Below are 19,019 nucleotides of genomic sequence, written 5' to 3'. Positions count from 1 at the left end.
GTGTGGATATTGTTCTACAATAATTTATTGAGCAGTATAATTTTATACGGAAAATGATTAAATTAGAGTTAACTAAGTTATAAACAGATTCATATGGAAATTAAAACATCTTCAAAATTTATCGCCGAACTAATTGGAACATTTGGTTTGGTACTTTTTGGTTGCGGTGCGGCCGCTATTGCAGGAGCCAATACCACAGCTGGGCTTTCTGGTCTTGGTCTTTTGGGTATTGCTGTCGCATTCGGTCTTTCGGTGGTGGTATTTGCGTACGCGATCGGTGGAATTTCAGGCTGTCATATCAATCCTGCGGTGACCGTTGGTGTGTTATTGGCAGGTAGAATGTCTGCCAAGGATGCGGTTGTCTATATTGTTGCTCAGTTTATTGGTGCACTTTTGGGGGCATTTGTCCTTCAGCAGATTTTAAGTGGGCAATTGGCCGGATTTACGGCAGGAGACTGGGCGTATGGCTCAAACGGTTGGGGTAAAGGATATCAAAACGAGTATGGTACTGCTTCCGCCTTTTTGATTGAAGCCGTGTTAACCTTCATTTTTCTGTTTGTGATATTGGCAACAACTTCGAAGGTAGGAAACAGCACAATGGCTGGGCTTGCAATCGGCTTTACGCTTCTTTTGATCCATTTGGTTGCTATTCCTGTAACAGGTACCTCGGTTAATCCTGCTCGTTCATTTGGGCCAGCGATTCTGGCTGGCGGTCAGGCTTTATCGCAGCTTTGGCTCTTTATTGTAGCACCATTAGTAGGGGCAGCTGTAGCAGCAGGGGTATGGAAAGCCCTTGAACCTAAAGACTAGTTTTTCAATTTTATAAGATGCGCCCAATACGTAAGAGATTACCTATTGGGCGCTTTCGTGTATATAAGATTTATTGGTTGGGGCGGAACAATCCCTAGGAATTCAATATATCACTTATAAAGTTAGTAACCTGTTTCTCGTCCGTAGCCCAGGACGTGATCAAACGAACCGCTGCATAATCTGAATCGATATCCTTCCATATATAAAATTGATAATTTATAAGCAGTGCTTCGATGAGCGATTTAGGTAAAATGGGGAAAATCTGATTGGTGGTTGATTCCGTTAAAAAGGAATATCCTTTGCCTTTGATGGCCTTCGCCATACGCATCGCAAGCGAATTAGCTCTTAATGCCAGCTCAAGATACAAATCATCCTGAAATAGCGTTAGAAATTGAATTGAAAGCACTCTGCCTTTGGCGAGCAAGGCGCCTTTCTGCTTAATCGCATAGTCAAAATCTACGGCTAATTCGGGACGGTTAAACACAACTGCCTCACCCAGAAGAGCTCCGTTTTTTGTTCCGCCAATGTAGAAAACGTCAGTATACTTAGCAATAGCTGCAAAGGTTAAATCGTTGTTTTTCGCCGTCAAAGCATGGCCCAATCGTGCGCCATCCAAATAAAGTAACAGCTGTTGCTGCTGACAGCACACATATAGCGCTTCCAATTCTGCCAAAGAATATATTGTGCCGATTTCAGTGGAATTAGAAATATAAACTATTCTTGGTTTTACCACATGTGGCGCCAGGGCATGTTCCTTGAGTACCGTAGTAATATCGTTAGGTGTCAATTTTCCATCAGACGTTTCAACAGTAATGACTTTATGTCCAGTTGCTTCTATAGCACCAGTTTCATTTGCAGATATATGCCCTGTTTTTGCACTGATCACTGCTTCATGGATACGTAAAAGAAAAGATATGACAAGAAGATTCGTTTGTGTGCCCCCAGATAAAAAGTGGATAACGGCTTGCTGATTAGCTATCTTTTTCTTCAAAATCGATTTGGCTTCATTGGAATAGTCATCCTCCCCATAGCCCAATTGCTGTATCAGATTCGTTTCAATAAGCTTATCTAAAATGCGGGGATGTGCCCCTTCTGAATAGTCATTTTTAAAGTTGTACATAAATTTATCTATTTAATGCGGATGCTTTATTAAACTCTTTTCCTAGGGTAGGCTGCTCGAGTCTTGTGTAGGTCAAATGTATACATACAATCTCATTTTTTAACAATCTTGATCTGGAAAAAATTAGGACAAAAGCTATGCGTTTTAAGTATTGATGTTGTAGAATAAGAATGTTTTCTGGAGCACCGTAAATGTTTTGTCAAAACTAATGATTAAATTCGGGAGAGAAGGCAGAATAACTGATTTGTCCTTATTAAATTATGAAAAGATTCATATTTGTTGCAAGTATTTCGCTGGCATTTGGAATGGGATATGCTTTTAATAACTTGAGCCATTCATATCGATCCACCGAGTTGAAAAGAGTAACCGGTATAGGTGGAATTTTCTTCAAATGTAAAGATCCTAAAAAAGTAAGCGCTTGGTATGCCGATCATTTGGGACTGGCTACAAATTCTTACGGCGCTGTATTTGAGTGGCATCAGGGAGCCGACAGTACGAAAAAGGGATTTACGCAATGGAGCCCTTTTAAAGAGAGCTCTTCCTATTTTGGCCCTTCGGAAAAAGATTTTATGATCAATTATCGGGTAGCCAATATTGAGCTTTTAATCGAAGAATTGAAGAAGGAGGGCGTTACGGTACTTGATACGATCGAATCCTTTGACTACGGCAAATTTGCTCATATCATGGATATTGAAGGAAACAAAATAGAGCTTTGGCAGCCCAATGATCTTGCTTATGAAAAGATGGGCATCGATTTGGGGGCCAAAACTACGAAGTAGGTCTATTTAGTTCTTAACGTAGGGTCTGTCTTTAACATTTGATAATTAAGATAATCAATGCATGCAGCTCCGACGGTTCCCAGGCAGTAAGCCACAAGATCCGACCATAAAAAGCCCTGTCCAAACACGAGCCGCAAAAGCGGATTGTTTCTTATCCATATAAGTAAAGGATGTTGTACAAGCTGTAAAAATTCGATGGCAAAACAAAATATAAGTGTCGTCGTAAAAGAAAATAATAACGATTTCCTCGTAAATAAAAAACGTGACAACCAATAAATCATAACCGCATAAAGTACATCGCCGGTAATGGTAGGAACGGCGGATATTTTCCGTGACAACAAACCCATGAAGATGGTTAAAGCAACGCAAAGTAGATAGTGTATTTTTGGTTTCATCGAAACGAATGTGCTACAGTGTTATTGCCTGAAATATGAGCTCGTTTCAACGGGATTACCAAAGATCTTTTTGGTTCCTTTTTTTTTGTGTAAATCCACCCTGTTGCGCGATTATATTTGCAATGGAGAAAATAACATTCATATCGTTTTGAGGGTGAATAGTCGTAAGTAGTTTTCCATTTTGGTCGAACAGTTGAAGTTGGTTAACCAAGGAATGATTTATTTCCATGGAATGAATTACTTCTAACGGAATAATTTTGTCCTCCTTTCTCGGTTGTTTAATAGATAAGTTATTTTTATCAACTTGTATTTCTATCTTGGGATTGATGAATTGCAATAGTATGACTAGGGGACCGATTACAACGACAGCAACCAATATCCCAAGACCTTTTGCCGAACCAAAATTGTTTACTGCATCGGCTAGTCCGTTTATACCGCCAAAAATTAAACAGCATAGGATAAATACAACAATTAGGTAACCAAATCCAAAGATCAAGCCCTTTTTAACATTATGTGATTTAAATTGAAAGGTATTCATAGCAGTGGCTTCTATTTTTACGCATTTTTATTTTAGTAAAGATATTTATATTTATGCAATCAGAGCTATCTTAGCGACAGAGATTTTGCTATTTCATTAAAGAAAGCATTGGAAAATATCATTGAAATTAAAAGAACTAATTTTCAGCGGAAGTCAGCATACTTTCAGCTGTTGAATTATGCGCTGTTTTCAATTCTCGGAATTGTGAGTATATTTTGGGATTGGAAAGCCGGTATTGCGCCAATAGTCTGCGTCATTATCTTCTATTTAATCGAGCGGAAAATTGACTTTTGGTCAAATGTTATTTGGTTTATCATCGCTTTTTTACTCCTTTCATTTTCTTTGTCATGGATATTCAGCTTGTCTTTTGGTATATTTATTTTCCAATGTCTATTACTAGCAGCCATTAAGCCTGCTATCGTTATATGGAAAGAAACCAAACAGGAACATACCGATGTGATCTTCGCAATGAGTTCGGAGTATTTTGTATGTTTAAGTCCAGATAACAGTGACTACAAAGGATATGCAATGAACCCTATGGGGTATAAAAAGCGCTTTCCAATGTCAGCAGTTATTTCAGTTCAACGAGATGGAAATAGTTTAGTTATTGCCTTACAACAGCAGATTGTACGTCCTCGTGAATTGCGTTCAGAAGAAATCGAAATTATTCTCGAATATTTTAGAAAGAATAGACCGGATGTTTTAGCCGCAGTTGAAACAAAAATTATCCGTAAGGAAGAAGACCGAATATATTGGGTCAAGCTTATTGTTATCGGTATTCCATGTATGTTGGCTGGACTATCCATCTATTTTTTTGCAGACAACGGAAGGAATACATTGGTCACAATACTTAGTATTGTTGCCGCATTGTTTCTTGGCCTGATTTTATTGAAAATTACAAATTTGATATATCGTTCATAACGATGGAAAAGCCATTTATTTATTTTAAAAAGTCTCCGTACCAATGTCCAGAGGATTTGACGATGCGCTGTTGATTGTTGAAATCAACATAAACTAGTCCAAATCTTGGACGGTATCCTTCAGCCCATTCGAAGTTGTCCATGAATGTCCATACAAAATACCCGTTGACATTTATTCCTTCTTGTTTTGCGCGATAAACCTGCTGTAAAGCTTGCTGTAAATAGCTCAATCTTTTGGGGTCATGCACTAAACCATTTTCAATTTGATCAGGAAATGCTGCACCATTTTCGGTAACAATTAAAGTGGGGATATTAGGGTAGGCACTAAATTTCTTGAGCATATAATAAATGGAGGCTGGGTAAACTTCCCAGTTCATTTCGGTCATCTCAACTTTGCGCTCTTTCGCCGATACTATCTTCGCTTGAAGATAAGGAACGAACATGGCGTATCGTATAATTTCCCGTGTATAATTTTGTACGCCAATAAAGTCCATATCAAATTTCAGATCTCGCTCATCATTCGCGTGCATATACTTTTCAATTCTACCCAGTATTTTAATCTCTTGTGTTGGATAGCCCATTCCTAGTAGCGGTTCTATAAATAGGCGGTTGAGCAATACATCTGCTTTCTTTGCCGCAAGAATGTCTCTGTCTTTCGACGTAAAGGGCTCAACATGGGAGCAAGAAAAAGTCGTTCCTACTTCGCTATTAGGCTGTAAAGACTTAATAATTCGGCCGCCTTGAGCCTGTGCTAATGCAGCATGATGGGCCGCAGCCAAAAAATTGCCCAGACCTTTTCTCTCTGGCGCATGTACACCGAAGAAATAACCTGCAGCAGTAAATACTGTAGGTTCGTTGAGAACCATCCAATGCTTGACCCGGTCCCCGTAGGTTTGCACACATTTGGAAACAAATTCTCCAAACCAATCTTTCACATCACGGTTTACCCAGCCACCTTTCTTTTCCAATGCATGTGGAAGATCCCAATGATATAAGGTAGGCCAAGGTGTTATCCCTAACTCAAGGGATAAATCGATCAAACGATCATAAAAATCCAATCCAGATTGATTTACCGCACCAATACCAGCAGGAAATATACGACTCCATGATAAAGAGAATCTGTAATTAGGAATATGCATTCCCTGCATCAAATACAGGTCCTGAACATAGCGATTGTAAAAATCACAGGCCTCATTACCATGTTGATTTTGAAATATACGGTTTCTTTTTTTGACGAATATATCCCAGATAGAAGGGCCTTTTCCATGCAAATCATGTGCTCCTTCAATCTGGTAGGCAGCTGTAGAAACTCCCCAAATAAAATCTTTGCCAAAGGCATCTTTGGTTAATAGCATTTACAAAAATAAAATTATCGGACCTCAATGCCGTTTTTAAAAACAATTAAGTTTTGTGGAATCTTAATGGTGAATAGAATGAACTGAATCGACCTAAAAAGATTCTAAATATAATCCGCTGGAAAAAATAGTTTATCGTTTTCATAATAGATACATTAACTCCGTTGACTACATTAATTATCGCATTATAAAGTAACAGAACTTATATGAACTGGATATAAACTATATGTTAAATATACGAAAAAATAGTTCGATGATCATCGGTAGCTAATTCGTCCGCGTAACGGCTAAAACACTATCCCTCGAGCGTTATTTTTTCATTCAACTATTGAATCGATGAAGCTGGTTGATTGGAGACAGAATCGGTGTGGCCTCTATTTGATTTCAAATTCCGTAAATATCGTTCTTTTAAATTCTAAAACTTCGGGAGCAATTTTAAAACCTTCACCACCATAGCCTTTATTGAATGTTTCTAAAGCCATCCCCGTTCTGTACTGCGTTGATTCGTTGGATGCGCTTCCATCATTGGACAAAAATAACAGTTTACCAATTTTAACGTCAGCCCTAGATGCAAGTTTTTTTGCCGATTTTAAAGCATCATCATATGCAATAAGATCTGCCTCTCTTAAAATACTATCTGCTTTGGAGTGGTCAAATGAGATGGAACCGATTCCACTAATTTTTGTTTCTAGCAATTTTCCCGTTAATTCTGTGAATTTCGATAAATCATGTAAAACGAAATCGATTGTTTGCTGTGCTTGATAACCTATAAATTTATTGGTATTACCAATGTATTGATAGTCTTTATTTGCAGACACGCTACTCGTTTTGATATCTTCTTTTTGATGTCCATATTTTTGGAGCAACGCTATTACGGTGTCGACTGTTGCTTGTGTTTCTCGTACCGCGTCTACCATTCTGGGTTTTGTGAAAGTCGTATTGATGGTCAGGGTGACCTGGTCGGGCATGATCCTAATCTTTCCTTCGCCACTTACACGAATTCTGTTTTCACTTTCCTTTGATACCGAACCACACGACGATATTAAAATTATGCTGCTCAAGCATATAAAAAATATAGCGATTGTTTGCTTTTTCATATTACATGATGTTCAAAGTGATATTTTAATTAGTAAGTTTCACCCTAAATATAATAAATATATTCAGAGGTAGGGGCAGTGACTAAAACAATATTAGCCAAAATAACGGGGTGTAAATTCAAAAAGCAGGCTATAGCCTGCTTTTTGTTCTTTAAATAAGATTATTTTTTTTAATTAATACTTTTTGAGTAAATCTTAAGCTGTTTTTGCAAGGACTTTCGTGCCATGTGTATACGTGTTTTCACAGTTCCTTCCGGTATTTGCAAATGCTCTGCAATTTCATAATATTTAAATCCTTCCAAAAACATAGCAAAGGCGTCATAATAGTCTTTCGATAAATTATTGAGCGCATGCTGTATATCAGAAGCAACAAAATTATCTTCTCCGCGATTGGTTGTTATTTCATTGCGATAACCAGTGCTGATGTATTCGCTTCTGTAATTTTCTAACCTTTTGTTACGTGTATATTGATTGATATACGTGTTTTTCATAATGATATAGAGCCAAGACATCAATTTCGGATGTTTCAGGAATTTTTCGATAGATGCTAGTGACCTCACCATGGTCTCTTGAACCAAATCTTCCCGTTCATCCGGATCGTTCGTAAATTGCGCTGCCAAATATTTTAACGTAGGCCTTTTTTCCTTAAACAGTTGATCGATTGTTGTATTTTCCATATTATCAAATTTTAAGTGTCTATCTTTTCTACATTCTCTGCAATTAAGATGCTAGAAAAAACAATTTGGAAGGATGGATTGAGGCAAGTGTTATCAACCGAGTAGATTTATTTATTACTCTAAATTGTTGTTGTACAGTGTTTTGCGCGGATTATTCACTAAGTGTATTGGTGCTTTATTTGAAATTTTTTACTTTAACAACAAGTGTTTTCCTGTCTAAATTCCCCCATTTATCTTTTTCTTGCACGTATTTATACGTAGTACTTTAAAGAATACATCTTTTAGCTAAATAGGTGTTAATTTTTAAAACTGTTCGTGCCTTGAAGTGGTTATTAGTTACAACATGAAATGGAAAACAATATGGGGGACGTGAACAAAAAACTATATTTTGACCTATCAGATGGACCGAAAGGCCAATCTGAAGGTCTAAAAGATCAGGCGGAGTTAAAGGAGGTATGGGACGGTAGCCAAGAAGATTTTTATAAATCGATTATTAGAAATCAACAGGATGATATCGGAAAAATAGGACGGTATTTTCGCGATGAACTGGCTCAGGAGCTTTACGGAATGCGTATATCGCTTCAGAATTTTACTAATCGTTATGGCGATTTTGAAGAATTACGTTGCCTACGTGATTCATTGACTACCTTAGTTATAGAAATCCGCAATAAAGCGGGATTGCTTTACAATCCCATATTAAATGACCTGGGAATTTTTCACGCCGTTGATGAAGCCGTTGCCAGTTACAAGAAACGATCTGGTTTTATAATTGATATCCTTCTTGATCCTCATCTGAGAGAGCTGCATCAACAGGCACAAGTTCATCTATTTAAGCTCCTGACAGCTATTTTTCAGTACTTAAATGATGAAGTACCCGCACATGCGATCTCAATTTCAGTGCAGGTAATCGAATTTGAAATCTTTGTCAAAGTATCGCCGTTTTTCAAACAAGGAGAAGCCTTGTCAGTATTAAAACTCGAAGACAGCCCAATGCGTTTGATAAAGATTGCTGAGCTCTATAATGCGCGGATTATGAATGATACGCTTGCGACAGGTATTTTACTAAAATTGACTATTTAAAAAGATAATAATGATAAAAATCCTATTGGTTGAAGACCACATGGTTGTACGTAACGGAATAAAATTACTATTAGAATCTCAAGAAGGATTTGAAGTTGTTGGCGAAGCGTCGAATGGCAAAGAGGCGCTCGACTTCCTAAGTGCAAATCCTGTTCCTGATATCGTCTTAACGGATATCAGTATGGATGAAATGGACGGCATGGAATTGCTTCAGGTCCTAAACAAACAGTATTCATCTATTAAAGTGGTTATACTATCCATGCTGAATCAGATTAATTATGTCATTGAGGCGTTTGAATCTGGTCTGGCTGGCTATTTGGTCAAAAATGTTGGCTATCACGAATTGCTTTTCGGGTTGAATCATATTGCTAACGGCGGACGGTACATGAGCGAAGAGATCGCCATGATACTTTTAGATCAAGTCCGTTCTGGTCAAAGCTATGCGCAGATCCCAGGAGAATTGCAAACGGATTTTGATATTTCGGAACGGGAATTGGAAGTATTAAAACTGATTGCGGAAGGCTACACGAATGTCGAAATTGCAGATAAGATTTTTTTAAGTAAGCGTACTGTTGAGGGCCATCGTCAGAACCTCATAGACAAAGCGGGAGTAAAAAACACGGCACATCTGGTTAAGTTTGCTTTTGAAAGAGGAATTTTGAATTAGCGAAAATTTTGCGGGCAAATGATCAGGGAAATTTTGATCCGTAAAGATAGTGTCAGTATGTTGGTGTATATATCGAAATGTTTTCGGATAGAAAAAGTCTGGATAAAAAATGGGGTTGTGGGAATAGAAGAGGAATGGATTTCAATAAATTTATCAGGAGATTTTTAATCTGATACAAAATGATATTCAATTGATACGATTTACCTCCAATCTTAGCAAATATTTGTTCAATTTTAGGTTTTCACCTATATGATGTATTATAATCAATGAACAAAATATATTTGCTGCCTATTGCTCTCTTGCTGTTTTTTGTCCAAAGTACATTTGCGCAAACTGTAAACAAAGATCAGATTGAAAATGTGCACATGCCGATAAATGGCATTTTTCAAGCGGATCCGACCATATTCTATCACAAAGGAAATTATTACCTCTATGGTACGAATGGTGATCATGATGAACAACAGGGTTTTAAAGTATACCAGTCCAAGGATTTAGATTCCTGGGTAAGTCCGGAGGGAATTAATTCAGGTTTTGCGGCTGTAAAGGGCGATATCTTTGGATCAAAAGGTTTTTGGGCACCGCAAGTATGGTTTGAGAATGGTAAGTTTTATATGGCTTACACAGCCGATGAGCATATTGCAATCGCAGTCGGTGATGCTCCAGCGGGTCCTTTTAAGCAAACAGCTAAAGTGCCAATTGCTATCGGACAAAAGCAAATTGATCCGTTTGTATTCCGCGATAAAGATGGAAAAAAATACCTATTTCATGTAAGGTTAAAGGAAGGGAATAGAATTTTTGTGGCGGAGCTGAAGTCAGATTATTCCGGAATAAAGGAAGAAACGCTGAAAGAATGTCTCCATGCAGAACTTGCCTGGGAAAATACGGCAAATGCCGACTGGACAGTAAGTGAAGGTCCCACCATCATTCGAGAGGGAAAATATTATTATATGTTCTATTCGGCAAATGATTTTCGGAATAAGGACTACGCTGTGGGTGTTGCTATCGCCGAAAATATTTATGGACCCTGGAAAAAACTAGAAGGTCAGCCAGCATTAAGCCGAAAAAATAGCGGATTTGCCGGAACTGGACATGGCGACATTTTCAAAAAAGGAAAGCAATGGTATTACGTCTGTCATACACATTTTTCAGATGAAAAAGTTGCACCTCGGCGGACAGCCATAGTACCGATTCAATTTGTGGCAAATAGCAGCGGTGTCTTGGTTCCCCAATTCGAAACTGCAAAGTTTCGATTTTTAAGCACAGATCAACGATCGAGACAACCTAGAAAATCCTATCAAACAGATGTAGCCTTTGGTGATCCTTTTATTGTATTCGATCCACCTTCGGATCAATACTATTTATATGGAACCGGCGGGACTGAAAATGGATTTATAGCCTATAGTTCCAAAGATCTAAAGACATGGAAAAAGGAGGGAAAAGTATACGATGCCAAACAGCCGAATGGTTGGGGGGAAAAGGATTTCTGGGCGCCAGAGGTCTATCGTGTGAATAACAAATATTACATGTATTATAGTGCTCATTGGAAAGAAAATCCGAAAAAACACCTGGAAAACTATCGTATAGGAGTTGCAGTGTCGGATAGTCCATTGGGGCCATTTAAAGATCTGAGCGGGAAACCTATTTTTGATCCTGGATATCCCATCATTGACGCGAATGTTTTTAGAGATACAGACCATAGAAATTATCTGTTCTATTCACGCTGCTGCTACGAACATCCTGTGGAATCAGAAATTGCAACTTGGGCAGAAAAGAAATTTGGCTATAAGAATATTGAAGAAAGCTGGGTTTACGGAGTCGAATTGGATAGCAGTATGACAAAGGTGATAGGGAATCCGGTTCTTTTAATGCGCCCCCCAATTACGATGAACGATGCTCAATCAGAATGGGAAAGTAGATCGGTAACTTCAGGTGAGGTCAATAGACGATGGACGGAAGGTTCTTTTTTGGTCAAAGAAAACGGATTATACTACATGATGTATTCGGCCAATTATTTTGCAGGAGCCAATTATGCTGTTGGCTACGCAACAGCAACTGCTCCTTTGGGAAGCTATCAAAAATCGGCATCTAATCCGATCATTGAAAAGAATACCAATAGAGGTGGAGTGGTTTCGGGCACTGGGCATAATAGTTTATTTCAGGACAAGGAGGGAAAAATCCGCTGTGTATATCATGGCCGCACCCTAAAGACGGGAGATCAGCGTATCGTTTTTATTAGCGATGTTTTTTTTGATGAAAAAGGACAGTTGAATATCTTTACAGATTGACCCTGGGTCAATCTGTCTTTTTGGATATGGCCCGATTTTCTACATTTTCGTCCCAGTTAGCGGCAGACTTCTTTCCAGGACTTATACTGTTTCTTGGCTGCGGGTTTTTATGTGTGTAGTTGATATTCTCCTCTTCTTCAGGATCGGTTTCATCTATATCAGGTTCAGGATGTTCGATGGGATCAGTGTCATTTGAATCGGGAATAGTACGTTCCCCGAACAATCCTTTACGATACCAGATGTTACTAAAATAATAGGCAATAATTAAACCTCGTTTTACTACTGCATGTTGCAATATCTCTTCCATTTTCAATTTCTTTTTTAAGTGATACGATCCTTTTTATTGGATGATATACTCTCCTTAAATGAACAACTTTAGATGGAAAATAGTTTGAAAGAGTTCAGGATTTGAAACAACGATCAATCAAGTAGCATTTGCTCAGGAAATGGTTTAACAATAGGGAAATAAAGGTGGACGACGGTGCCTACACCAACCTCTGATTCAATTTCGATACTTCCTCCCAATCGTTCCATTATCCGTTTCACCAGCGAAAGCCCAATGCCCGTACCAGGTATTGATCCCACATTGTCGGCTCTGGTAAACATTTCGTAAATGTGGGGTAGGTGGTCACTTGGTATGCCAATACCGTTATCCTTAATCCGATAATGGGTATAATTGTCTTCGTTGGAGCTATCTATTGTCACTAAAGGCCTGTCTGCTTGTGCAGAATATTTTATTGCATTAACAATTAAATTTGAAAAAATTTGATACGCGGCACTTTTTTCGCCCCAAATTGGTAATAGAGTACCAAAAGTGGGTTGGCAATTATTGGCGTTATATAAAATGCTGTTTTCTTGAAATATGCGCTGAATTGTATAGGCCATAGGAAGTGGTTCCTTGTCTAAAACGCTGGAACGGTGCTGGCTCAACTGGACCATATTGTTGATAATATCTTCAATGTTTGTAACGCTTCTGCTGAAATTCTGGTACCACTTATTGATTTTTGTAAAATCAATATTGTCGGAGTGCTGCTGGAGAAACTGTATGCCCATTTTTAAGATGGACAAGGGATTTTTTAAATCATGAGAAAGGGTATGTGTAAACATTTCCAACTCATTGTTCAAGCTCAGAAGCTCTTCATTCAGCAACTGACGTTCCTTTAGTTTTGCAAAAATGGATTCCTTGATAATCTGATTCAGACGAAGGACAAAATTGATTTCAGCATCATTCCAGGGTTTGGCAACGTCATAGCGCATATCTTCCCAAATTTTGAGCTGTTTGTTTTCATGCGGCTCATTTTTCAGCTCCATCTGCATCACTTGATTGCGGTTTTCCTTTCTAAACCAAACCAGGTAATAATCGTTTTCCAAGCCAACCTTTAGATACATGAGACCCGCAAAATCAAGTTTATCGTTAAAGTTATCCTGATGATTCAGCCGAAAGTTATAATCTTTGAAGAGCGCTTTATCGGTATGTTTCTGCAGGAATTGAATGATTTCATAAAATTGTGCTTTCTGCGGAGAGTGACCATAGTTAAAGACATCGCCCTGATTGAATATGGCCAATCCATCTGCATTGACCAGCTGGGTAAGAATATCCATATGTTGTATCAAAGCACAATTCACCATTTTATTTTCAGAAAGGCTCCTTTTTAACTCTTCTTCAGCGAGTTTAAGAAGCTCCGTTCTTTCCAACAGATTCTGTTTGACATGACTCTCATATTTGCTGGTGGCTGCCTGGATGGCAAACGTACATAGTTTTCGCTGCTGCAGATCGACCACCCGCTCTTCATCATTCTGTGCGACCACAAGACCCCAAAAGTCATCATCGATACAGATTCTAAAAAACAAGGCGCTTTCGACATTTATCTTTTTTAAAAAAATCCGGTGAAGTTCTGGTAAAGGTGATAATAAGCTCGAGACCGGATCAATTCCTTCGTCCGTATAATAGAATTCTTGTCCCTCGATATTAATATTGGGAGCATATCGATATGAATAGCTCCGATAGTACGACAAGACCTCTTCGGGCATGAAATCTTTCGAGAACTCCATTCCTTTGAAATGAGCTTGTCCATCTGCTGTATGTTCCGCAATCACGGAACTATAACCCGTTTCCTGAACCTGCAAAACGAAAACCCGATCGTAATTCAGTAATTTGTTGATGGCCGAACAAACACGGTCCCAATTATTTGGTTGAATAGTATCTAGCAAAAAATTAAGTTCATTTATTTTTTTTGCAGCAATGTATTTTTTGTGTTGTTGTTCCCACTCGATATAGAAGTATTCATCGTGTCTTCGCAATTTTACATAAACACGTTCTTTTCTCATTTTAATGGGTATAATATGGCGCGACTGCCCGTTTTCAAGTAGATCAGTTACTGCATTCTTGATTTTGGATAACGCTTCACCGAATGTATTGCTAAAGCTATCAAAGAAATGAGTTCCTAATAGGTTCTCTTTGGCGTCGTGATCATTTACGACAGATTCGGTTATCCCAACGACATTAAAATGTCGATCTAAGATGACCAGACTGCCAAAAGATTGAAGCGTAATGATGGTTTGATTGTTCGGTTGAAATGTATGATTCATAATACCCCAAAACTTCTTATGATATACATAAATATACAAAAAAAATTACGACTACATAGATCGAATCTTTGCTAACAGAATGTTATAAAGTTATATAAAATTGTCTTATTGGTTTTTTTTTACTTTTAAATTAAAGCAGCTGCCAATTTCCGTTCGGCAGAAGGAACTAATGCTGAACATTAAACTCTTTGGCGATTGCATGAGCCATCCCTTTAAGAAGTGATTTCCATTGTGGGTAAGATGCCCCAATTTTAGCTGCTAGTCCAATAACATAATTCCTGACATTATCACTTATATTCTCATTGTCGACATTGATGATCTCGTTTCTTCCAGCGTACTGGAACAAAATACTATTCCTCCGTTGTTCGATCAAAAAGGTAGAAGATGAAATCCCTTCAAAAAAATGAGCTGTATTTTTATCTCCAGGATGGCTTGGATCGGGGCAAGGTTTTAATGTTATGGCAAAAACCCTATAATCGTCCGTTTTGTCTGATATGAGGCTGACTACATTCACCCAATCATAACCATTACTACTGGGAAGTCCCGGTCCTGGAATATCGAGTCTGATATAATCGTGTAATTCGAGTAAACGATCTATTGGAGTACCATAACCCGTCGTTAATTGAAATACAGTGGAAGGAATCTGAGCGAGTTCATACCAATGATTGACCTTTCTAAGATTGTTTATAGCCGAAGTATAGGCTAAATCGGCAATAGCCTCACTTGGAAACTCGAGGGATTCAAAGCAATCCAGTTGCTTGCCTTCTTTCTGTTCTGGTATGATATTCTTCATCTTATTTCACTTCTTATGCTTAAAATATTGAATTTCTTGCTCGTGTTTTTTTGCCTCCTCAAGGGTATCAAAAGTACCCAGATTCCGACGTCGGTTAGTCTCTTTATCAGGATGCTTGGCATATATTCGATATTGACCCGATTTTAGTTTACGTATCATGGCACAGGGTGTTTTGTTTAACCAAGGCTTGCTTTAAGTTTTGCAAGCAAATCATCTGCTTTTGTATGCTCTATTTTCATCTTTCGAATGGTAGGACGTTTACCCTTGTCTTTTTGTTTGATTATTTTGAGGAGCTCGTCCATATATTCATTTTTATAGCTGCTGATATCGAAGGATGTGCTGTGTTGCTCGATCAGCTGTGTAGCCATATCCATTTCTGCTTTTTGAATTTTAATTGCAGCAGGTAATTTAAGCTCATCAAGTGCTCTAATTTCCTGTTGATAACGTATTTTATTTAAAACCAATGCATTTTGGTAGGGCTTTATAAGAGCTAGATGTTCTACATTTCGCATGACGAACGACCCTAAGCCCGCCATTTTAGTTTTTTCTAATGCTTTGAGCAATAACTGATAGGCTTTTTCTCCACCTTTCTGTGGCTCCAGATAGTAGGGCGTTTCAAAATATATACTGTCTACATCCATCAGTTTGACAAAAGCATGAAGATTGATAAGTTTGGTCTTCTCCGGACTTGCGTCTTCAAAATCTGCATCTTCCAGCACGACATAGTGGTCTTTCATGAAATATCCCTTAACGATATTGTCCCATTTTACTTCTTTGCCGGTTTGTTCATTTACCCGCTTGAATTTAATATTGGATAGATCATTTCGATCAAGCATATCCAGATCTAAAGCTGCATTCTCCGTTGCACTATATATTTTAATTGGGATATTGACCAAACCAAAACCAATAGCCCCCGTCCAAATTGCTCGCATAAGTAATCTATTAATTGCTAATAGGATAACCTTGGTAATGCTCAAATGGTTTGAAATTTAATAAAATGCCAACCAAACTATTTCTGAAAAGAAATAGTTATACAAACATTCAATAAGCTTTTATTACAATGGATTTAAAGTCAAATGAACCTTTCTGGTTAATAAAAAACGGTCTTCTAAACAGTTATCCTTCCTTGCAAGATGATCTTAACTGTGATATTCTTGTCGTTGGGGGCGGCATTACAGGGGCGCTGATCGCACATCAATGCATAAACGATGGAAAGAAATGTATTCTAATCGACAAGCGTGAAATTGTGAATGGGAGTTCGGCGGCAACAACCTCTATGTTGCAATATGAAATTGATGTGCCTTTGTATAGATTAAAGGAATTAATTGGTAAAGAGGGCGCAATAGCGAGCTACAGAGCCTGTGGTGAAGCAATTGTCAAATTGGGGGAAATTGCAAAGAAAATCCGGTCCAAAGCTGGTTTTCAAACAAAAAAGTCACTCTACTACGCGGCAAGGAAAAAAGATATCTCCTGGTTGAAGCAAGAGTTTGAAGCCCGACAAGCGGCGGGTTTTGATGTTAAATGGTTAACGGAACAAGATATCAGGGCTCGTTATGCTATACATGGCGCTTATGCTGGAATTCTCTCGGCTTTAGGGGCAAGCATAGACGCCTTTTGCTTTACACATGAACTGCTGGCATACAACGTTAGAAAGGGATTATTGATTTTCGACAAAACAGCCTTAGGCTCTGTATTATATAAGTCGGGGCATAATCTTGTAACCACTTCGACAGGAGCTAAAATCAAAGTGAAGAAAATTATTTATTGTACAGGATACGAAACGACAAACCTTATTCCTGAAAAATTTGTCGATCTATTGAGTACATTCGCAATCGTGTCAGAAGTCGATAAAGACAATTATGATCGGTATCGCGATCTGCTCATTTGGAATACTGCTGAACCCTATCTGTATATGCGTACCACAGATGATCATAGGTTTCTGATTGGGGGAGAAGATGAAGAATTTAAAGACCCCATCAAGCGAGATAGTCTCATTTCAGCGAAATCACTTAAATTGGAAAAGTCATTTAACAAAATTTTTACCGATAGGGTCTTTCATGCAGATTTCGCCTGGGCTGGTACTTTTGGAACAACCAAAGATGGATTGCCCTATATTGGAAAACATGAAAAGTTTAAAAACTCATACTTTGTGTGTGGTTTCGGTGGAAATGGTATCACTTTTTCTGTTGCCGCCATGGATATGGCATCATGCTGGATGAATAACCTAAGCCATCCATTGGACGAATGGTTTAGGTTTGGACGTTAAACAATTGCCTTATCGGTGTGTTTAAGCAGAAAACGGTACAATTTATCCTCTAATTTCGCAAGCGGTAATTTACTTTTTATACTGGGGAATCTTCCCTCCATAAATAAACGTTGTATGGCAGGATGGATATAATAAGTCTGTGAAACAGTCTTTGTATTGCCGAGTTGCTCAGCAACATGTTTAATGACTTTGTTTAACTGTCTTTTTCGGGCATTAAGCGACTCAGCCTGTTTTGTTTGGGCGAGCTGGTAAAAAGCTTCTCGACTGGCTCCCCAAATACGAATGCTTTTACAGCTGATCTGACCTGTAGAATTCTCCCGGAGATACTGATTAAAGGCCGCACCGCAGAACGTGCTTTCGCACGTAGCACTATCAATCTGAAATATCCTTTTTCCTTTCATTTTTAAAAGTTCTTCCAAAAGCTTAGCTTGTTGCCTATTGGACCATGACTTTTGCTGAAAAACACCCTTTTTACCTTTATAAGCCAAAGATATCGTGTTGTTTTCGATGGTGACGTGCCTTTTTTCCAGTGTACTTAGGCCATATGACTTATTGGTCAGTGTATAGCGCTTATTGCCGATACGAATTAATGTGCTGTCCATAATTTTAAAAGCAATTGCACACAATTTATCCATATCCCAGACCTGTTTTTTTAGATGTTTAGTGCTGATCTTTCTTAATTCTTGTAAATATTTACCCATAAAAAGAATATTGCTGAACTTTGCCGCTTGCCGTTGGTCAACGAATTTCGTATGGTAGATATATTGTTTACGCTCTTTTTGATCGAATCCAAAAGCTTGCAGATCACTGGTCTTACTTTTGGCAATCCATACATCCTTCCAGTTGGGTGGAATAACCAGTTTCATAATTCTTTCTAAGATCTTTTTATCAGATACTTCTGTTCCTGATGTATCGAAATATTTAAAAGACTTGCCTATTTTCTTTCTTGTATAACCAGCTTTTACTTTCATATAATAATCTCCAAAGTCAATGTATGCTTAAACCCAAAAATGTTATTTAAATTTCTTATGTGGATGCTTGAGACCATATCAGTTGCCATTTGTTAATCAGCAATTCGATCATGGTTGATCTGTATAAGATCGATGATCATTCTATGGTCATTTATAAGGTTGGTTTCCATTGTATCATGCTGATGAGTGAATTTTTAATCTTTCTTGTAAGAACGGATGAGAGGTCTCTCCAGTTTTCAAAAAAGATAAGATGCGTATTATTTACATAAATCAAGGGTTTTATACAGGAAAAGGGGGCGGGGGGGCGGACTATCATGTAAATAGAAAGAAAAATATACTAAAAAGGGTTACTTTCTTAACAAAAACAACCCTTTCTATGGATAAATTTCAAATGTTCTATGAGTAAATTCTCATCTATTTTGTTTTATTTACAGAAGAAGATTTTTTAGCTTTTTCTGTCTCTACTTTAGTTTGATTTTTGTCTAATGTGTCCGTAACGGCCGCTTGTACAATGGTCTTACCATTTCCCTTTCCAATGGGACCGCCACAGATAATCAGCGTAATGACCATATTGTGCTGATTTTTTGTTTTAACTTCTGATTTCATATATTTATTATTTAGCGAATTGTCAGCTATCTGGTTAAGTTACTCTAGGTAAATAACCTCAAAAGCTACAT

20 protein-coding genes are annotated in these 19,019 nt (G+C 38.0%); 7 read left to right on the top strand and 13 right to left on the bottom strand.

All coding sequences use genetic code 11. From position 1 onward, the window contains the following. Positions 1-93: 93 nt before the first annotated feature. A complete protein-coding gene (locus tag BV902_RS15560; RefSeq protein WP_075992721.1) occupies positions 94-810 on the top strand; it encodes an MIP family channel protein in 717 nt (238 codons plus the stop codon). 94 nt (positions 811-904) lie between these two features. On the opposite strand, the gene BV902_RS15555 is transcribed toward BV902_RS15560, so the two are convergent. Continuing rightward, on the bottom strand, positions 905-1,930 hold the full coding sequence (locus tag BV902_RS15555) for a threonine aldolase family protein (protein ID WP_075992720.1): 1,026 nt from the start codon (positions 1,928-1,930) through the stop codon (positions 905-907). A 260-nt stretch (positions 1,931-2,190) separates the two neighbouring features. Here BV902_RS15555 and BV902_RS15550 point away from each other — a divergent pair, with 260 nt between their 5' ends. Continuing rightward, positions 2,191-2,709 (top strand): VOC family protein, encoded by a 519-nt coding sequence (locus BV902_RS15550; RefSeq protein ID WP_216640360.1) that lies wholly within the window; start codon positions 2,191-2,193, stop codon positions 2,707-2,709. 2 nt (positions 2,710-2,711) lie between these two features. On the opposite strand, the gene BV902_RS28720 is transcribed toward BV902_RS15550, so the two are convergent. Together BV902_RS28720 and BV902_RS15540 are read right to left on the bottom strand one after the other, a co-directional pair. Further along, the gene (locus BV902_RS28720; protein ID WP_420833024.1) at positions 2,712-3,056 is read right to left on the bottom strand and encodes a ribosomal maturation YjgA family protein; all 345 of its coding nucleotides are present in this window, start codon (positions 3,054-3,056) and stop codon (positions 2,712-2,714) included. A gap of 103 nt (positions 3,057-3,159) precedes the next feature. Continuing rightward, a complete protein-coding gene (locus tag BV902_RS15540) occupies positions 3,160-3,642 on the bottom strand; it encodes a hypothetical protein (RefSeq protein WP_075992718.1) in 483 nt (160 codons plus the stop codon). A gap of 108 nt (positions 3,643-3,750) precedes the next feature. Between BV902_RS15540 and BV902_RS15535 the strand changes: the two genes are divergently transcribed. After that, positions 3,751-4,563 (top strand): hypothetical protein, encoded by an 813-nt coding sequence (locus BV902_RS15535; RefSeq protein WP_075992717.1) that lies wholly within the window; start codon positions 3,751-3,753, stop codon positions 4,561-4,563. Positions 4,564-4,582: 19 nt separating this feature from the next. Here the strand turns inward: BV902_RS15535 and BV902_RS15530 are convergent, their stop codons facing one another. The 3 genes from BV902_RS15530 to BV902_RS15520 form a co-directional block, all read right to left on the bottom strand. Next, the gene (locus BV902_RS15530) at positions 4,583-5,917 is read right to left on the bottom strand and encodes a GH1 family beta-glucosidase (RefSeq protein ID WP_075992716.1); all 1,335 of its coding nucleotides are present in this window, start codon (positions 5,915-5,917) and stop codon (positions 4,583-4,585) included. A 374-nt stretch (positions 5,918-6,291) separates the two neighbouring features. Continuing rightward, entirely contained in the window at positions 6,292-7,014 is a 723-nt protein-coding gene (locus tag BV902_RS15525) for an SIMPL domain-containing protein (protein WP_075992715.1), read from the bottom strand. A gap of 170 nt (positions 7,015-7,184) precedes the next feature. Continuing rightward, positions 7,185-7,691, bottom strand: coding sequence for an RNA polymerase sigma factor (locus BV902_RS15520; protein ID WP_075992714.1), 507 nt, complete (start codon positions 7,689-7,691; stop codon positions 7,185-7,187). Positions 7,692-8,060: 369 nt separating this feature from the next. On the opposite strand from BV902_RS15520, the gene BV902_RS15515 reads away from it, so the two are divergent. The 3 genes from BV902_RS15515 (at position 8,061) to BV902_RS27760 (ending at position 11,723) form a co-directional block, all read left to right on the top strand. Continuing rightward, positions 8,061-8,771: a hypothetical protein gene (locus BV902_RS15515; protein ID WP_157626104.1), complete on the top strand. Its 711-nt coding sequence runs from the start codon at positions 8,061-8,063 to the stop codon at positions 8,769-8,771. A gap of 10 nt (positions 8,772-8,781) precedes the next feature. Beyond that, positions 8,782-9,438, top strand: a complete 657-nt coding sequence (locus tag BV902_RS15510) for a response regulator transcription factor (RefSeq protein ID WP_075992712.1) — start codon at positions 8,782-8,784, stop codon at positions 9,436-9,438. A gap of 266 nt (positions 9,439-9,704) precedes the next feature. Further along, positions 9,705-11,723 (top strand): glycoside hydrolase family 43 protein, encoded by a 2,019-nt coding sequence (locus BV902_RS27760; protein WP_216640359.1) that lies wholly within the window; start codon positions 9,705-9,707, stop codon positions 11,721-11,723. A 7-nt stretch (positions 11,724-11,730) separates the two neighbouring features. Here BV902_RS27760 and BV902_RS15495 read toward each other — a convergent pair whose 3' ends face one another. From BV902_RS15495 to ku, 5 genes are all read right to left on the bottom strand, one after another. Further along, entirely contained in the window at positions 11,731-12,030 is a 300-nt protein-coding gene (locus BV902_RS15495) for a hypothetical protein (RefSeq protein ID WP_075992711.1), read from the bottom strand. Between the two features lie 113 nt (positions 12,031-12,143). After that, positions 12,144-14,312, bottom strand: a complete 2,169-nt coding sequence (locus BV902_RS15490) for a GAF domain-containing sensor histidine kinase (RefSeq protein WP_075992710.1) — start codon at positions 14,310-14,312, stop codon at positions 12,144-12,146. A 166-nt stretch (positions 14,313-14,478) separates the two neighbouring features. Beyond that, positions 14,479-15,105, bottom strand: a complete 627-nt coding sequence (locus tag BV902_RS15485) for a hypothetical protein (protein WP_075992709.1) — start codon at positions 15,103-15,105, stop codon at positions 14,479-14,481. A 6-nt stretch (positions 15,106-15,111) separates the two neighbouring features. Beyond that, on the bottom strand, positions 15,112-15,264 hold the full coding sequence (locus BV902_RS27570; protein WP_172840694.1) for a hypothetical protein: 153 nt from the start codon (positions 15,262-15,264) through the stop codon (positions 15,112-15,114). Positions 15,265-15,281: 17 nt separating this feature from the next. Further along, positions 15,282-16,037 (bottom strand): non-homologous end joining protein Ku, encoded by a 756-nt coding sequence (gene ku, locus BV902_RS15480; protein WP_075992708.1) that lies wholly within the window; start codon positions 16,035-16,037, stop codon positions 15,282-15,284. A 128-nt stretch (positions 16,038-16,165) separates the two neighbouring features. Here ku and BV902_RS15475 point away from each other — a divergent pair, with 128 nt between their 5' ends. After that, on the top strand, positions 16,166-17,371 hold the full coding sequence (locus BV902_RS15475) for an NAD(P)/FAD-dependent oxidoreductase (RefSeq protein WP_075992707.1): 1,206 nt from the start codon (positions 16,166-16,168) through the stop codon (positions 17,369-17,371). Here the strand turns inward: BV902_RS15475 and BV902_RS15470 are convergent. After that, a complete protein-coding gene (locus BV902_RS15470; RefSeq protein WP_075992706.1) occupies positions 17,368-18,342 on the bottom strand; it encodes a DNA topoisomerase IB in 975 nt (324 codons plus the stop codon). The genes BV902_RS15475 and BV902_RS15470 overlap by 4 nt on opposite strands. Before the next feature lie 414 nt (positions 18,343-18,756). Beyond that, positions 18,757-18,948 (bottom strand): hypothetical protein, encoded by a 192-nt coding sequence (locus BV902_RS15465; protein WP_075992705.1) that lies wholly within the window; start codon positions 18,946-18,948, stop codon positions 18,757-18,759. Positions 18,949-19,019: the final 71 nt, after the last annotated feature.

The organism is Sphingobacterium sp. B29 (genome assembly GCF_001952815.1).
GTDB classification, from domain to species: Bacteria; Bacteroidota; Bacteroidia; order Sphingobacteriales; family Sphingobacteriaceae; genus Sphingobacterium; species Sphingobacterium siyangense.
Note: the sequence above shows the minus strand (reverse complement) of the source record. Positions and strands in the feature narration are given on the sequence as shown.

Coding starts and splice junctions, on each gene's coding strand:
- BV902_RS15560 (WP_075992721.1), top strand. CDS start 94: ATGGAAATTAAAACATCTTCAAAATTTATCGCCGAACTAATTGGAACA.
- BV902_RS15555 (WP_075992720.1), bottom strand. CDS start 1,930: ATGTACAACTTTAAAAATGACTATTCAGAAGGGGCACATCCCCGCATT.
- BV902_RS15550 (WP_216640360.1), top strand. CDS start 2,191: ATGAAAAGATTCATATTTGTTGCAAGTATTTCGCTGGCATTTGGAATG.
- BV902_RS28720 (WP_420833024.1), bottom strand. CDS start 3,056: ATGGGTTTGTTGTCACGGAAAATATCCGCCGTTCCTACCATTACCGGC.
- BV902_RS15540 (WP_075992718.1), bottom strand. CDS start 3,642: ATGAATACCTTTCAATTTAAATCACATAATGTTAAAAAGGGCTTGATC.
- BV902_RS15530 (WP_075992716.1), bottom strand. CDS start 5,917: ATGCTATTAACCAAAGATGCCTTTGGCAAAGATTTTATTTGGGGAGTT.
- BV902_RS15525 (WP_075992715.1), bottom strand. CDS start 7,014: ATGAAAAAGCAAACAATCGCTATATTTTTTATATGCTTGAGCAGCATA.
- BV902_RS15520 (WP_075992714.1), bottom strand. CDS start 7,691: ATGGAAAATACAACAATCGATCAACTGTTTAAGGAAAAAAGGCCTACG.
- BV902_RS15510 (WP_075992712.1), top strand. CDS start 8,782: ATGATAAAAATCCTATTGGTTGAAGACCACATGGTTGTACGTAACGGA.
- BV902_RS27760 (WP_216640359.1), top strand. CDS start 9,705: ATGAACAAAATATATTTGCTGCCTATTGCTCTCTTGCTGTTTTTTGTC.
- BV902_RS15495 (WP_075992711.1), bottom strand. CDS start 12,030: ATGGAAGAGATATTGCAACATGCAGTAGTAAAACGAGGTTTAATTATT.
- BV902_RS15490 (WP_075992710.1), bottom strand. CDS start 14,312: ATGAATCATACATTTCAACCGAACAATCAAACCATCATTACGCTTCAA.
- BV902_RS15485 (WP_075992709.1), bottom strand. CDS start 15,105: ATGAAGAATATCATACCAGAACAGAAAGAAGGCAAGCAACTGGATTGC.
- BV902_RS27570 (WP_172840694.1), bottom strand. CDS start 15,264: ATGATACGTAAACTAAAATCGGGTCAATATCGAATATATGCCAAGCAT.
- ku (WP_075992708.1), bottom strand. CDS start 16,037: ATGCGAGCAATTTGGACGGGGGCTATTGGTTTTGGTTTGGTCAATATC.
- BV902_RS15475 (WP_075992707.1), top strand. CDS start 16,166: ATGGATTTAAAGTCAAATGAACCTTTCTGGTTAATAAAAAACGGTCTT.
- BV902_RS15470 (WP_075992706.1), bottom strand. CDS start 18,342: ATGAAAGTAAAAGCTGGTTATACAAGAAAGAAAATAGGCAAGTCTTTT.
- BV902_RS15465 (WP_075992705.1), bottom strand. CDS start 18,948: ATGAAATCAGAAGTTAAAACAAAAAATCAGCACAATATGGTCATTACG.